Source organism: Bradyrhizobium sp. T-1 (assembly GCF_053592855.1).
In genome coordinates this window covers 1,582,887-1,595,949 of sequence record NZ_CM132115.1, presented here as the reverse complement: position 1 = coordinate 1,595,949, position 13,063 = coordinate 1,582,887, and the positions used below count along the sequence as shown (strand labels likewise).

The 13,063-nt window shown below is 57.3% G+C and carries 14 protein-coding genes; 3 read left to right on the top strand and 11 right to left on the bottom strand.

Going from position 1 to position 13,063, the window contains the following annotated elements; genetic code table 11:
- Positions 1 to 5: 5 nt before the first annotated feature.
- The 10 genes from ACWAT4_RS07705 to ACWAT4_RS07660 all read right to left on the bottom strand — a co-directional run bounded on the left by ACWAT4_RS07705 (position 6) and on the right by ACWAT4_RS07660 (position 9,104).
- Complete coding sequence (locus tag ACWAT4_RS07705) at positions 6 to 311, bottom strand: non-heme iron oxygenase ferredoxin subunit (protein WP_449730226.1); 306 nt, start codon at positions 309 to 311, stop codon at positions 6 to 8.
- Positions 312 to 339: 28 nt separating this feature from the next.
- Positions 340 to 1,653: a Rieske 2Fe-2S domain-containing protein gene (locus tag ACWAT4_RS07700; RefSeq protein ID WP_449730225.1), complete on the bottom strand. Its 1,314-nt coding sequence runs from the start codon at positions 1,651 to 1,653 to the stop codon at positions 340 to 342.
- Between the two features lie 22 nt (positions 1,654 to 1,675).
- Complete coding sequence (locus ACWAT4_RS07695) at positions 1,676 to 2,443, bottom strand: SDR family NAD(P)-dependent oxidoreductase (protein ID WP_449730224.1); 768 nt, start codon at positions 2,441 to 2,443, stop codon at positions 1,676 to 1,678.
- Positions 2,444 to 2,483: 40 nt separating this feature from the next.
- The gene (locus ACWAT4_RS07690; RefSeq protein WP_449730223.1) at positions 2,484 to 3,179 is read right to left on the bottom strand and encodes an ABC transporter ATP-binding protein; all 696 of its coding nucleotides are present in this window, start codon (positions 3,177 to 3,179) and stop codon (positions 2,484 to 2,486) included.
- Positions 3,166 to 3,924: an ABC transporter ATP-binding protein gene (locus ACWAT4_RS07685; RefSeq protein WP_449730222.1), complete on the bottom strand. Its 759-nt coding sequence runs from the start codon at positions 3,922 to 3,924 to the stop codon at positions 3,166 to 3,168. The genes ACWAT4_RS07690 and ACWAT4_RS07685 overlap by 14 nt, the downstream gene beginning before the upstream one ends.
- Positions 3,911 to 4,876 (bottom strand): branched-chain amino acid ABC transporter permease, encoded by a 966-nt coding sequence (locus tag ACWAT4_RS07680; RefSeq protein WP_449730221.1) that lies wholly within the window; start codon positions 4,874 to 4,876, stop codon positions 3,911 to 3,913. The genes ACWAT4_RS07685 and ACWAT4_RS07680 overlap by 14 nt, the downstream gene beginning before the upstream one ends.
- A complete protein-coding gene (locus tag ACWAT4_RS07675; RefSeq protein WP_449730220.1) occupies positions 4,876 to 5,745 on the bottom strand; it encodes a branched-chain amino acid ABC transporter permease in 870 nt (289 codons plus the stop codon). Before ACWAT4_RS07675 ends, ACWAT4_RS07680 begins: the two co-directional genes overlap by 1 nt.
- 55 nt (positions 5,746 to 5,800) lie before the next feature.
- On the bottom strand, positions 5,801 to 7,006 hold the full coding sequence (locus tag ACWAT4_RS07670; protein WP_449730219.1) for an ABC transporter substrate-binding protein: 1,206 nt from the start codon (positions 7,004 to 7,006) through the stop codon (positions 5,801 to 5,803).
- Between the two features lie 119 nt (positions 7,007 to 7,125).
- Entirely contained in the window at positions 7,126 to 7,824 is a 699-nt protein-coding gene (locus ACWAT4_RS07665) for a citryl-CoA lyase (RefSeq protein WP_449731179.1), read from the bottom strand.
- Positions 7,825 to 7,925: 101 nt separating this feature from the next.
- Entirely contained in the window at positions 7,926 to 9,104 is a 1,179-nt protein-coding gene (locus ACWAT4_RS07660) for a CaiB/BaiF CoA transferase family protein (RefSeq protein WP_449730218.1), read from the bottom strand.
- Positions 9,105 to 9,217: 113 nt separating this feature from the next.
- Between ACWAT4_RS07660 and ACWAT4_RS07655 the strand changes: the two genes are divergently transcribed.
- A complete protein-coding gene (locus ACWAT4_RS07655; protein ID WP_449730217.1) occupies positions 9,218 to 9,940 on the top strand; it encodes a dienelactone hydrolase family protein in 723 nt (240 codons plus the stop codon).
- A 359-nt stretch (positions 9,941 to 10,299) separates the two neighbouring features.
- On the opposite strand, the gene ACWAT4_RS07650 is transcribed toward ACWAT4_RS07655, so the two are convergent.
- Positions 10,300 to 11,793, bottom strand: coding sequence for a 4-hydroxyphenylacetate 3-hydroxylase family protein (locus tag ACWAT4_RS07650; RefSeq protein WP_449730216.1), 1,494 nt, complete (start codon positions 11,791 to 11,793; stop codon positions 10,300 to 10,302).
- 165 nt (positions 11,794 to 11,958) lie between these two features.
- On the opposite strand from ACWAT4_RS07650, the gene ACWAT4_RS07645 reads away from it, so the two are divergent.
- The gene (locus ACWAT4_RS07645) at positions 11,959 to 12,651 is read left to right on the top strand and encodes a DUF2848 domain-containing protein (protein ID WP_449730215.1); all 693 of its coding nucleotides are present in this window, start codon (positions 11,959 to 11,961) and stop codon (positions 12,649 to 12,651) included.
- An 8-nt stretch (positions 12,652 to 12,659) separates the two neighbouring features.
- Complete coding sequence (locus ACWAT4_RS07640) at positions 12,660 to 13,049, top strand: cupin (protein ID WP_449730214.1); 390 nt, start codon at positions 12,660 to 12,662, stop codon at positions 13,047 to 13,049.
- Positions 13,050 to 13,063 lie beyond the last annotated feature (14 nt).

Sequence of the window (13,063 nt, the reverse complement as noted above, 5' to 3'; positions counted from 1 at the left end):
CGAAATCACATGTCCACGAGGATCTGTTCGTCTTCCAAGCGAACTGGGTAGGATCTCAAATCCGCATCTGCCGGCGGCCCCAAGCAGCGACCACTTGGAATATGGAAGAGTGCGCCATGCAGGGGACATTCGACAGTGTCCCCCTCCACAAAGCCGTCCGACATCAGCGCAAAAGCATGCGGACAGACATTGTCTAAGGCGTAGTAAGTGGAGGCGACTTGAAAGAGTGCGAGGTTGCGTTCCCCTATGGTGAACGCAAACGGCGCCTCTGGCGAGACCTTGTCACGAGTCGTCACTTGCTTCCAGGCCATATTCTATTCCGCCGCTTGAGGCCTCTGTCTAAGCCGCTTCACGCTTTGAAGTGAGCTGCCCGTCGTGCTGCGCCAAAAAGGCGTCAAGTTCGCCATGTTCAGACACAACATCAAGTGGCTGTACAGCGTATGCCGCACCATCCTTGATGGTCTGCTTGAACTTTGCGAGGCTTGCCTCGTCATGCACAATGTCTAGGATTCGGCGGCGCGCACGAACGATGCCAATGTCGGCAGCCACAAGGAACTCTTTGGCTCGATCGACGATGCGACCGCTGCTACCTTCAAGCGCAAGCATGCCTTCCTGCATGGCTCGGTCTTGATCGTTAAGACCATGGATGCCGGTCGGGCTGGAAAGGCTCTGCCCCTCCCGATTGATCAAGTAACTATTGAGGGCAGTGCGGACGGGAACGTACGTATCGATGATTGTTCCAGTATTCAGTTTGAAGGGCTGATACGTGCTTTCCGGCGGGAATGCCAGGCCTTTACCAACGTAGTCTAGGAAGGCCTTAGGCAGATCGCCCTTCGCATAGTAGTTGAAGTCCCACGTGTAGGTGTTGTGATCGTCAATCGGGATAAACGCTCGACCACCAATTGGGAAATCTGCGCTAGGAATAGAGCTGAACGCGGGGACCATGAACTGGGATACACGCCAGTAGAACTTGCTGTCCGCGTTTCGCCGGGCGATAGCAAGAACGCCTATGGCAGTGTTTTTTGCATACAATTTTGGAGAAAGGTCCGAAGCCGAATAGTGCTGATGCACGGGCGACGTGGCCATCGTGGCTGGATTGGTATGAAGGATGGACACGTGCGAGCTGTCGAGCTCGCCCTCCATGCCTTGAAGCCAGTTGGACTCCTGGATCCAGACCGTTGCATTCCGCTGCGATTTTGGCAGGCCCATCCATGGAAATTTCGGCAGCTCCGGCGGAGTGTCCTGCCCCATATAGACCCAGATGACATCTGCCTGTTCGACTACCGTATAGGACTTGATCTTGACTTTGCTACAGACCGCCTTGTCTGACTCATTCTGCATGTCCAAACACTGGCCGGACTTGTCGTAGAGCCACCCGTGGTAGGCACAACGAATTCCCTGCTCTTCGACGCGACCGTAAAAAAGCGGTGCTAGCCTGTGAGCGCAGTTCGCCTGCACTATCCCCACCTGACCGTTTCCGCTGCGAAAAGCGATCAGTTCCTCACCGAGCAGCTTCAAACGTACGGGCGCGCAGCCGGGCTTTGGCAGTTGGGCGGACAGGAGCGCCGGCAACCAGACCGAACGAAAGAGCTCGCCGACCTTAGTGCCAGGGCCGACATGGGAAAGAACATCAACTTGGTAGGTACGTGCCATGGTCCGCATCCTTTCAACGTTGTCAGAGGGCGAGGAAGCCGCCATCGACTGGCAGCATCACCCCATTCACGAAACTTGCCATTGGAGAGGCAAGAAACACGACGGGACCGACGATCTCGTCGGCTCGTCCGAACCTCTTCACCGGAGTATGAGACAGAACAAAAGCCACGCGGTCCGGGTTCGCGCGAGATGCTTCTGTCTGTGGCGTTTCGATAAACCCCGGAGCCACTCCGTTGACCCGAATCCCGTATCGAGCGAACTCAACGGCCAGCGCCTTAGTGAACATAAGGACCGCGCCCTTGCTCGTTGTGTACGCGGTCGTATCATTTGGCGCCGCGGTGAATGACTGGATCGAACCCACGTTGACGATGCAACCGCGCGTCTGCTTCAATTGATCCAGGAAGGCAGTTATCCCAAACATTACACCGTCAAGGTTGACGGCCATGATGCTTCGCCACGTGTCGACGTGTTCGGGCGCGCCGACCAAGCCTCGACGATGAATTCCCGCATTGTTCACGAGAATCGAGATATTGCCAGCAAGCTCCTTCACCTCGGCGGCGACCCGCACCGCATCCGCAGCGTCGGATACGTCCCACACGAGTGGCCAGGCCGTACCGCCACGCTGTTGAATTTCGTTGGCTGTCGCCTCGATCGTTTCGGCGTTGACGTCGCACACGATGACGCGCGCGCCGGCATTTGCCAAACCCAACGCGATCTCTTTCCCCATACCTTGACCAGCGCCGGTTACGACTGCTGCTTGACCGTCGAGGAGTGGCCTACTGTCCATCATTATGCTTCCTAGTCGTCCTATGCTGCGAGAGTTCGCCTAATCAGATCGTGAGCCATCGATAGCGTATCTCTTCGCCATTGGTTCGAAAGCCTTCGCCCGTGACCGTCTCGACGATTCTCCCCTTGGACATGACGAGGATGCGGTCGGCGACATTCTCTGTAAGATTGAGGTTCTGCTCCACCAGGAGAACAGCAACTCCCTCGGCCTTCAGGCGGCGAATGACGTCTCCGATCTGATCCACGACCTTCGGCGCGAGCCCCTGAGTGGGCTCGTCGAGCATAAGCACCTTAACGTCGGTCACGAGAGCGCGCGCGATGGCCAGCATCTGCTGCTCCCCGCCCGACAAGGTTCGGCCAGGATTCTGGGATCGCTCCCGCAGGTTCGGAAACAGCTCAAGAAGGCGTTCCTCGGTCCAGACCTGGGGGCGACGACGTTGACCAACCCGCAGGTTCTCCAAAACCGTCAATGTCGGATAGATCTGTCGTCCCTCGGGCACGTAGCCAATGCCGGCACGAACCACCTCGTGGACCTGCTTTCGGCTAAGATCCTTGCCGTCAAGCGAAATTTTGCCGGCACTCACGGATAAGAAACCGAGAATCGCCTTCAGCGTCGTCGTCTTCCCAACACCGTTGCGTCCGATAATGGCGGTAACCTGCCCGGCAGGCGCCTCGAGATTGACCCCGAATAAAACCTTGCCGCTGCCGTAGCCGGCCTCCAAGCCCTCAATGTCCAACATTGCCTACTCCCAGATACGCGTGCTGCACGACGGGATCGACCTTTACAGCTGCGGGCGCTCCGTCGGCAATTTTTCTGCCCCGATCGAGCACCACAATGCGATGGGCCAGTCCAAAAACGACTTCCAGATCATGCTCCACAAGCAGGACGGCGATGTCGGTGTCTTTGAGCAAGGACTTAAGCAGGTCGACTGTACCGCGGGTCTCCTCAACCGACATTCCCTGTGTCGGTTCGTCCAACAGCAAGAGCTTGGGTCGCATCGCCAAAGCAACCGCGATTTCAGTGAGACGCTGGTCTCCGTGCGACAGCTGACCTGCAAGTGAACCGGCCCGCTCCCGGAGACCTACTTTGCCCAGCCATTCAAGTGCTTCGCCCGTCGTTGAGTCATGAAGAGCTTTAAAGAACAGCGGACGGCTGCGAGACGGCTTGCAGGCCTGAACGGCCAACCTGACATTCTCGAGAACTGTGAGGCTGGGGAAAAGCGAGGTGATCTGATAGGTTCTGCTCAAGCCACGACGAGTGAGTGCCGCGGCGGACAAGCCATCAACCCGATTGCCGCAAAACGAGACAGCTCCCGCCGTCTTCGTTATCCTGCCGGCGATCAGATCGAACAAGGTCGACTTACCCGCTCCGTTCGGCCCGATCAACGCGACGACCTCGCCAGTTCCAACGGCGATGTCAACGTCGCTGACCGCCGCAAGTGCGCCCCACTTCTTGGTCAGTCCGGTGCACTCAAGAAGCGACATGGTTCACCTCCAAGCGCCTCGCTTTCCGCAGAGCAAGTGCATTCAATATCGACGACTTGATTCCCCAGAGCCCGTGCGGAGCTACCACCACGACGATCATGAAGAGCAGCCCCATAAAGAGTGGCCAGCTCGTCGCCACTGCGCTCAGTTGATGTGCGCCGATGACCATCAACGCTGCGCCGATCATCGGACCAATCAGGGTCCCGCTGCCGCCCAGCACCACGGCAACAAGAACGTAGCCGGATAAGGTCCAATGAAGCAGCTCAGGCGAAACGAACAGCAAGAAGCCTGCATGGAGCGCACCAGCCAAACCGGCTCCCGTATTCGAGATGACGAATGCAGCGAGCCGAAGTTGACGCGGCTCGTAACCAATCGCGATGGCTCGCTTCTCGTTCTCTCGCACAGCAACAATGGCGGTCCCCATTGGAGACCGAACAAACTTGCTCGCGAGCCACGCCGCTCCCACCACGACAGTAGCGGTGAGCCAATAGAAGCCCTCCCGGGACCCAAGACTGGAAAATCCCCAGGGTCCAGAATTACGGACGAGTCCCGTAATTCCGTCTGAGCCGCCCGTTACGCTATTCCACTTGAAGACAACGGCAAACGCCAGCTGAGCGAACGCAAGCGTAAGCATCGCGAAGGCGACGCCGCTTGCCCTGGTGCACAGCCAACCGACCGGGATCGACAGGATGAACACAGCGGCCACAGCGATCAGAATAGCGACCGGCAACGGCAGCTGACCAACGACCAAGGAAAATGCTGCCACGTAAGCCCCGACCCCGTACGGCGCGGCATGACCGAACGAGAACATACGAGCATAGCCCACCTGGACATCGAGACTCATGGCAAACAGCGCAAAGATCAGAATCTCCGTCAGAAGGGTAACGTGGAAGCCCGAAACGAAGAACGGCGCCAACGCCAGAAGTACGAAGATCGGAATTACGTACTTCATCACTCTTGCTCTCCGAACAATCCACCGGGCCTATACAGAAGCACCCCAATCATCAGCAAATAGGTCGCAACCAGCGCCAATTCCGGAACATAGAAATTGCCGAAAGTCTGCGTGAGCGCGACCAGGACACTACCCGCAACCGAGCCGAACAAGCTCCCCATGCCACCGATCATGACGATAACGAACGAGTCGATGATCGCCGCTCCACCCATACCGATGTAGCCAGTGATCAGCGGGACCGCGAGATAACCACCCAGGCCCGCGAACGCGCAGCCAACAGCGAAGGTCAACGACCTCATCAGCCCGACGTCGATCCCAAGCGCCTGGGTCATTTCGGCGTTCTGGGCGATCGCCCGGATCAACAACCCCAGCCGCGTGCGTAAGAACACGTAGGTCAGCGCAAGCAAAACGACGACGCCCCACAAGATCAGGAAGATCCGGTATGCGGGAAACGGGTCGTCACCAATCCACAGCACACCGGAGAGTATCTCGGGAAGATCCACGTCACGGGTGTTCGGCCCCCAAATAAGGCGAACCGACTCGCTCAGGACCAAGCTCAAGCCAAACGTGATCAGCAAAAAGCTTCCGCCGTCCCGCCGATACAGCCGTCTCAGCAGAGTGATCTCGAAGACACAACCGAGGAGGCCCGCGGCGAGCGGCGCGACCAACAATCCAATCCAGAAATTTCCGAGAAGGGCAGCCGCCGATATGCCAGAATAGGCTCCGAGCATATAGATCGCGCCATGAGCAAAGTTCATGATGCGCAAGATGCCGAAGATGAGAGTGAGGCCCATCGTCAGCATCGCGAGCAACGACGCTAGAGCGAGAGTGTTCAAAGTCAGATTGAGCAAGACTTGCCAAGAGATCATCTACGCATCCCTCGAATTCCGGCCCCTCCCGAGCGAGAGGCCGAATCTCTGCGCCTCAGTAAGTGTCCTTGCGGCAACCCGGCATCACCGCATCGATCGCATAGGTCTTGCCGATCTTCGGCACTGGGTACGCCACCTGCTCAGTCTTCTCGACCTGCGCGATGAAGACCTGCTGCTCCGCCTGGTGGTCGCAGGCCCGCATCTTCACCTTGCCCTTGACGCTGTCGATTTCTAACCCTTCGAGAGCGGCACGAACGGCCGCGGCGTCCGTCGAGTTCCCACGACGAATGGCTTCAGCCAAGAATTCGAGGGCCTGCCATTGCTCGCCCTCGTAAGTATCCGGCACCGCGTTGTACTCAGCCTTAAACGAGCGAACGAATTCAATGTTGCCAGGCGCATCGTACGCAAAATTGTACTGACTGACGCCGTACAATCCGACCGCAGCCTCGCCAAGGGGCTTGATATTCAGGATATCCAACACCTCGGTTACCAACTGCATTCGATCGGCCAGCCGGTATTGGGCGGCCTGCTTGAGGAAGGCCGTCGCATCGTCGCCGCTCATTGCGATGTAGAGCACTTCGGGGTTAGCCTCCCGAATCCGCGCAATAAAGCTCGAGTAATCCTTGGTGCCCAGCGGGGACAACACCTGCCCCACAACCTCCTTCTTGAGGTCCGTTATGAGCTTCTCGAAGGTCGCAACACTGCTCTTGCCCCAAGCATAGTCCTGCGCGATCGCAAAGTAACGCTTCTTGGGGGAGTCCGCCAACCACAGAGCAATCGTCCTCGCACGCATAGGCCCGGACGTGCACGCGCGGAACGCATTTGGCACAAAATTGGCGGCGGTCATTGACCCAACGCCACTGATGCTACCGACATAGATCGCGTTCCAGTCGTTGAGGCGCGGCATCACGGCCAACGACTCGGGACTCGAAATGATGCCAGTGATCAGATTGATCCCCCCGCGCTCGACAAGCTCGGTAACCTTGCGCACACACGCAGCAGGATCGCCCTGGGTGTCCTCATAGATGAATTCGATGGGCCGGCCATTAATGCCGCCCTTGGCATTCACGGTCTTGGCAAACAGTCGGCACGACCGCTGCACCTGCTGGCCCAACGCCGCCCAGTTGCCGGTAATTCCGGTGGGAACACCGATGCGGATGGGGCCCGCCTCCGCCCTAGCGGACCTGAGAAAGCCAGGAAGCAACGCGCTTCCAGAAGCGGCAGCAGTACTGACCAAAAGAGACCTTCTGCTTATCGACATCGCAACCTCCCCTGTGAAAGCGAGCCACAGTCGGCACTGTTTCTCCACATCCGCAATCTAGCTTCGTCGCATACATTAGTCAACAAACCTATTTGACTAATAGACGGCGCTAGCGAAGATCAATCGATGTACTCGACCGTTGCACCGAAATTGATCAGCCCAGGCGCGACAGGCGCTTGCCGCTCTTCTTCGATGTGCGCCGCCAATCCTGCGCAACGACCGACGGCCGCGACCGACCGCATGGCTCCAACCGGAAATTCAATTTCGTGCAGAACAGCGCCTAGGGCGCCTGTGACGTTGAGCGCGATATGCCGCTTGGCATCCTTGTCGATAGCCGCACTGAGCAACTTGATCAGGCCGATGTAGTCGCCTTTTACGCCCGCACTCTCCGCAATATTGAAGAGTCGCTCAGTGCGCGGATCTCCTGACGTGTATTGCTGGTGGCCAAAACCGGGAATGCGCCGCCTTGCTTTCTTGAAGTCCTGGACTACCTGCTCCGCCCATACCTGCTTGTCGCCCTGAAATGCCATGCCGTCGCTCAATATGAGACCGGCGCCGGTCATCGTACCAGCGAACCGATTGCCCACCATAAGAATGCCGGCAGCCAACGAAATTTGAACATCGTCCGGATTCGAGTCTGCCACCAGACGAGCAACGAGCGCCCCCGGCGTCAGCCCATGATCCATCAGAATCAAAAGCGCTGCATCGAGGACCTTGGTCTGGACCTCCGTTGGGCGACGCCCCGTCACGATGAAATAGAAACCCTGCGTGAAGGTCATCTCCCCGACGACTTGAGACAGCGAGTCACACCCTCTCATTCGGAGACGAGCGACGTCATTCGGGTGACTACCAATTCTGGTCGTGGCCATTTCACTTCCTTCCAAGGTCGAAGCCGTTTGCGCGAGTGCCGCAGAGCCTACTAGCCGCGCTGCAAATCCGATATCGCTTCGATGGAATAACCCAGCGGACCGAGCACCTCAGCCGCGTGCTCGTTGAGATCGGGAGCGGCATTCAACGGTTGGTCCGCCCGCTGTCCGTCATACCGAACCGGACGCCTGATCGTGGTGTGCGGACCATGGAGTGGATGGCTTATCTCGGTGAAAGTATCGAGATGGCGCACCTGAGGATCATCCATCACCTCCTGGAGAGTAAGGATCGGCGCATGAGGAACATCGTTCTCGACGAGACGATCGATCCAATATTTGCGCTCTTGAGTTTTGGCGACAAGTCCCAGTTCGTGCGCCAGCTGTTCGTAATTCTCCATACGGCCGGCACGGCTCTCGAATCTTGGATCGACACCAAGATCCAACCGACCGAACGCCTTCTGGACACCAACCCAAAACTTCGTTGGCGAAGACATGTGAATCGCCAACAGCGCTCCATCACTGCAGCGCAGCGCGTAAGACTGCGACGCCCGCACCCGCATCAGCGGATCCGCCTTGATCCCGGCCATGTTATAGTTTGCGAAGGGATCAGCGATGAAAGCAATGGCCGATTCGAGCATATTGAGCTGGATCGTCCGCGCCATGCCGGTTCTTTCGCGCTCGAACAATGCCCCTAGAACGGCGTAGCTCGCATACATACCGGTAAGATTATCAACTACAGACGGCCCTGTGATTTGCGCATCAGCCCCGAGCATTAGGCCTGAAATCCCACTCAGCGCCTGGCCGACCGCATCATATGCCGGACGATCTGCATACGGCCCCGAGTCTCCGAAACCCGTGATCGAACAAATTATGAGGCGCGGATTCGCCTCCCGCAGACGGGCAACCCCGAGTCCGAGCCGATCCATGACACCGGCGCGAAAGTTTTCGATAAGAACGTCGGCGATCCCGATCAGCTTGAGGAATGCCTCGCCTCCCTTCTCTCCCTTGAGGTTGAGAACGACGCTTCTCTTGTTCCGATTATATGTGCAGAAGTAGGGGCTGTAGTTTCCCCCTCGGAATGACCGAAAGGGATCGCCATCAGGCGGATTTTCCACCTTGATGACGTCGGCACCTAAATCGGCAAGCATCGTACCCGCAAGCGGCCCGGTGATCATCGCGGTGAGTTCGATGACCCTGACGCCTGTGAGGGAGCTGCGCGCGTCCTTGTTCATGATGAGCCCGCTCGACTTCGTTGGTTTTCATTGTCAATTTCAGCAAGGATATATTGGAAAACTACCTTTGTCGACATATATTCTTTTGGTTCAAAAGGAGCGCCGGGCCGCCGATGAAAATCACATCAAAGATTGTGAAAGTCAAAATCGAAAACTCATACATGGGCGGCTACCTCGCTGTGCCGCGGGACACCCGTCGCGGAGGGCTCGTCGTTCTACAGGAGATTTTTGGCGTCACTCCAGCCATGCGCGCGATTGCCGACGACTTCGCCGAAGAGGGCTATGCCACTCTGGTGCCGGACATCTATTGGCGAATGCAGCGTGATCTCGATCTTGGTAACGGCGAAGATCCGGTGCAACGACAAACGGCCGTCGATTTCTCCGTGCGTTTCGACGAACGAGTTGGCGCGGCTGATATTTGCGCGAGCATTGATTGGCTTGCCAACTACGTGAACACGCCGTCGCGGCCGGGCATTCTGGGCTTCTGTCTTGGAGGTCGCCTCGCTGTTCGAGCTGCGTCCGCTACCGAAACGGCCTGCATGATCTCGATGTATGGCGTTCGGCTAGACTCGCTCGGCGAGGAGATCAGGACAGCAAGAAGTCCGATGCAATTTCATTTTGGCGAAAACGACAATCACAATCCCTTGGCGACGATCGATCGGATTCGCGAGATGGTGACGGACAGAGGTAAGGCGGAAGACGAGTTCTTCACCTATCCCGACGCCGAGCATGCATTCTATAATCGGTTTCGGAAGGACCGGTTCGACGAGAAAGCCCATCAGCTCGCCAGATCGCGCGTGCTGAGCTTCCTTGGGAAGCATATTGTCATGGAATGAAAGTCGACGTTTACGCCCTGTTCAAGTGAGCGACTTGAGCCAGCAGGGCGTCGTGGCCCGATCCCTAGACGCCTAAGAGCAGAACTATCCCGGCCATGATCCCCACGACGCAGGCTCCCACAATAACGATTCTGGGCCCATCATCGACGACTCGGGCTCTAGGCCCGTTCGACGGGGCTCTTCGTGCATCGCTCCGATAGAGCGGTTCAGAGCTGTCGATGAGATACGTCTCGGAACGCCCCATCGTGGCAGCCGCCCGATCAAACCAGTATGTAGAGCTTCTCATACACCCTGCCCCACGACCATCTTGCTGGAGCGCGTCGGGGGGCGGGCTCGGCCACCCCCCAAACGCAGAAACGTCAAAAAGCTGGAAGACCAAGCGCTTTCTCAACGAGTCCAGTCGCCCTGTTGAAATCATAATTCCGGAACATGTTCTGCTTCACCAAGAATGATGCTCCGCCGTAGAACTTCTCGTACTGCTGCTGCCGACTTCCGAACTCCGACCCGATAAAGTCCCAAGCCATACGCATTACGGCAACACGCGTTTTGGCGTCCGCCGTTCCCGACTGCATATAGCGCTCAATATCAGCGTTCATCTCGGCGTTCTCGAAATCCGCTGCCGACGACGGCAGCGTAATCATCGCGGCGCCGCTCAATTCGCGAATGATCTCGAGCATCCGAGCGTTCAACTCGGATTGCAGGGCCATGATCGAATACAGCGCCGTCTTGCAAGGCCAAAGCACGCCACTGGAATCGATGGATGCCGTCACCTCTTGCGACAGCAGCATATTCTCGATGATGGAAACCAGCGAAGCCAGCTCGCCCATCTGCACCTGGACCGCCGGGTTGCCATCGTTTCCGGACAGCTCATTGATGCGCTTGGCCAAGCCGATCATGAAGCGCACTTTCACGGTGTACCGGGCTTGAGCTTGACAGTTGCCATAGGCATGAGCCGGCGTCTTCCACCACTGATCCCGGCACACATCGATGTTGCGATGGATGAATACATTCTCCCAGGGGACGAATACATTGTCCAATACGACGAAGCAGTCAGGCTCATCGAAGCGCCCGGACAGTGGGTAGTCGAGTGAATTCGACGCCACCGCGCCGAAAGGACGCCGCGGATACAGCTTCAGTCCCGGAGCGTTGGCAGGAATCATGACGCCATTAGCGTAATTCTCGTCTCCAGGCTGAAGTGGATGGATGCAGCTAAGATAGACATAATCCGAATACAGGCCACCTGTTGCCAGCTGCTGGGCACCCTTGAGGACGATACCCCCGTCCTTTTCGGACACGATCCCGGCATACAATGTCGGATCAGCCTGCTTATGAGCCGGCTTACTGCGATCGATCTGCGGAGGAACGATCGCGTAGCTAGCATAGAGATGATTGTCGCGCATCTTCTCGTAAAAGTTCACGACGTTCGCGGCGAACTGAGCGCCGCCAGTCTTGAAGACTTCAGGAACGGCCGCATAGCCGCAAAAAAAACCCGCCACGTGATCAGGGGTTCGTCCCATCAGCCCGAAGGTTGCCTCGGCCCACACCTCTGAGAACAAGCGGCGGGCCCGCAGATCTTCAGTCGTCTTCGGGATTTGGTAAGCCCTAAGCACCGGCTGTCCAGTCTTTGGACTGGTAAAGGTCATGCGATCCCTCAGGCCGGGTTCAGCCGCCAGATCAAACAAGCTGGCAAGCGTATGAGCCGTTCGCGCCAGAGACGGGTGCTTCGTGACGTCCTTTACCAGCTCGCCGTCCAGAAAGACCTGGCGGCCATCTTTCAGCGACTCCAGGAAATCGCGACCGGAACGTAGGCCGCCGGCGGATGAAGCGGTAATGCGTTTGGGCTGAGAGTTCACTGGCGAGCTCCATTTGGTGGCACAAGAAATGTTTTGACATACGTCAGTTAACAGAGGTATTCTACTTAGCGTTCGATTTCAACCGAAAAAGAGCGGCCCAATCAGTTCATTTGCATTGCACTGCACGGATGGGCGGCGAAAACACACGTGGCGGAGTGGCAGAAAGTGACGAAATTCGATGCGCTTATCGTGTCAGAGCGAGGAGGGTCGGCCGATCTCGTCAAGGCGACAATCAGCGATTTGATCATTGCCGGCTGGACTGGCCGCAACGAAGCCGCGCTATTGGCTCACATCGAGGAACTCGAGAAATTGGGAGTACCGCGACCGAAGACGACCCCAATTTTCTACAGGATCGCCTCATCGCTCCTCACGACGGACGAACTGATTGAAGTCGTCGGCAACAATTCGAGTGGAGAAGTTGAGCCGGTTTTGATGCGGCTGAAAGAAGGTGTCTGCCTCGGCTTGGGTTCGGATCATACCGATCGCAAGATCGAAACCATTGGCATCACGATTTCAAAGCAGTCCTGCCCCAAGCCCATTGGCCGCAGCTGGTGGCGTCTGGCAGACGTCGAGGATCACTGGGACGAACTTCAGATGCGTTCCTACGCTTTCATAAACGGCGAGCGCCGGCTGTATCAGGAAGGATCACTAAGAGCGATGCGACATCCCCACGATCTGATGGCACGTTGCTTTGGTGCGGGCAGCCGGCTGCCGACGTCGACCGCAATGTTCTGTGGGACCCTACCCGTACATGGAGCGATCGAACACGGCGATGCTTACGAGCTGGAGTTAGTAGACGCAGTTCTCGGGAGGGCTCTCCATCACAGCTATACGGTCAAAACCCTGCCAACGGAGTGAGCACGAATATGTCGAACGGTAAACCTCATCTCGAATTCCACACGCTTGATCTGCAGAGCGGTTGGGAAACACCGCCCGGTTATCCAGAGGGCATCAAGCAGAAGATTCTCGCAAGCGATTTCAACGAAGACGGCAAGACGGGCGGCAGGAGCCGCCTGCTCCGGTTCGATCCCGGCGTGTTTACAACCGATCCATTCGTACATGAGTACTGGGAAGAGGTGTTCCTCATTTCAGGTGACTTGACCGTCGGCAATGACAAGTCGGGCAATGGAGGCACTGCATTCGCTCCGAATACCTATGCTTGCCGTCCCCCGGGGGCTTACCATGGCCCGTTCCAGTCAAGCGGAGGGTGCATGCTGTTCGAGCTGCATTATTTCAGCGAAAAGCCAAACAAGTGATGACGGCGTGTGTG

Bases quoted from the DNA above. Each gene is read 5' to 3' on its own strand.
- ACWAT4_RS07705 (WP_449730226.1), bottom strand. From the start codon at position 311: ATGGCCTGGAAGCAAGTGACGACTCGTGACAAGGTCTCGCCAGAGGCG.
- ACWAT4_RS07700 (WP_449730225.1), bottom strand. From the start codon at position 1,653: ATGGCACGTACCTACCAAGTTGATGTTCTTTCCCATGTCGGCCCTGGC.
- ACWAT4_RS07695 (WP_449730224.1), bottom strand. From the start codon at position 2,443: ATGATGGACAGTAGGCCACTCCTCGACGGTCAAGCAGCAGTCGTAACC.
- ACWAT4_RS07690 (WP_449730223.1), bottom strand. From the start codon at position 3,179: ATGTTGGACATTGAGGGCTTGGAGGCCGGCTACGGCAGCGGCAAGGTT.
- ACWAT4_RS07685 (WP_449730222.1), bottom strand. From the start codon at position 3,924: ATGTCGCTTCTTGAGTGCACCGGACTGACCAAGAAGTGGGGCGCACTT.
- ACWAT4_RS07680 (WP_449730221.1), bottom strand. From the start codon at position 4,876: ATGAAGTACGTAATTCCGATCTTCGTACTTCTGGCGTTGGCGCCGTTC.
- ACWAT4_RS07675 (WP_449730220.1), bottom strand. From the start codon at position 5,745: ATGATCTCTTGGCAAGTCTTGCTCAATCTGACTTTGAACACTCTCGCT.
- ACWAT4_RS07670 (WP_449730219.1), bottom strand. From the start codon at position 7,006: ATGTCGATAAGCAGAAGGTCTCTTTTGGTCAGTACTGCTGCCGCTTCT.
- ACWAT4_RS07665 (WP_449731179.1), bottom strand. From the start codon at position 7,824: ATGAGAGGGTGTGACTCGCTGTCTCAAGTCGTCGGGGAGATGACCTTC.
- ACWAT4_RS07660 (WP_449730218.1), bottom strand. From the start codon at position 9,104: ATGAACAAGGACGCGCGCAGCTCCCTCACAGGCGTCAGGGTCATCGAA.
- ACWAT4_RS07655 (WP_449730217.1), top strand. From the start codon at position 9,218: ATGAAAATCACATCAAAGATTGTGAAAGTCAAAATCGAAAACTCATAC.
- ACWAT4_RS07640 (WP_449730214.1), top strand. From the start codon at position 12,660: ATGTCGAACGGTAAACCTCATCTCGAATTCCACACGCTTGATCTGCAG.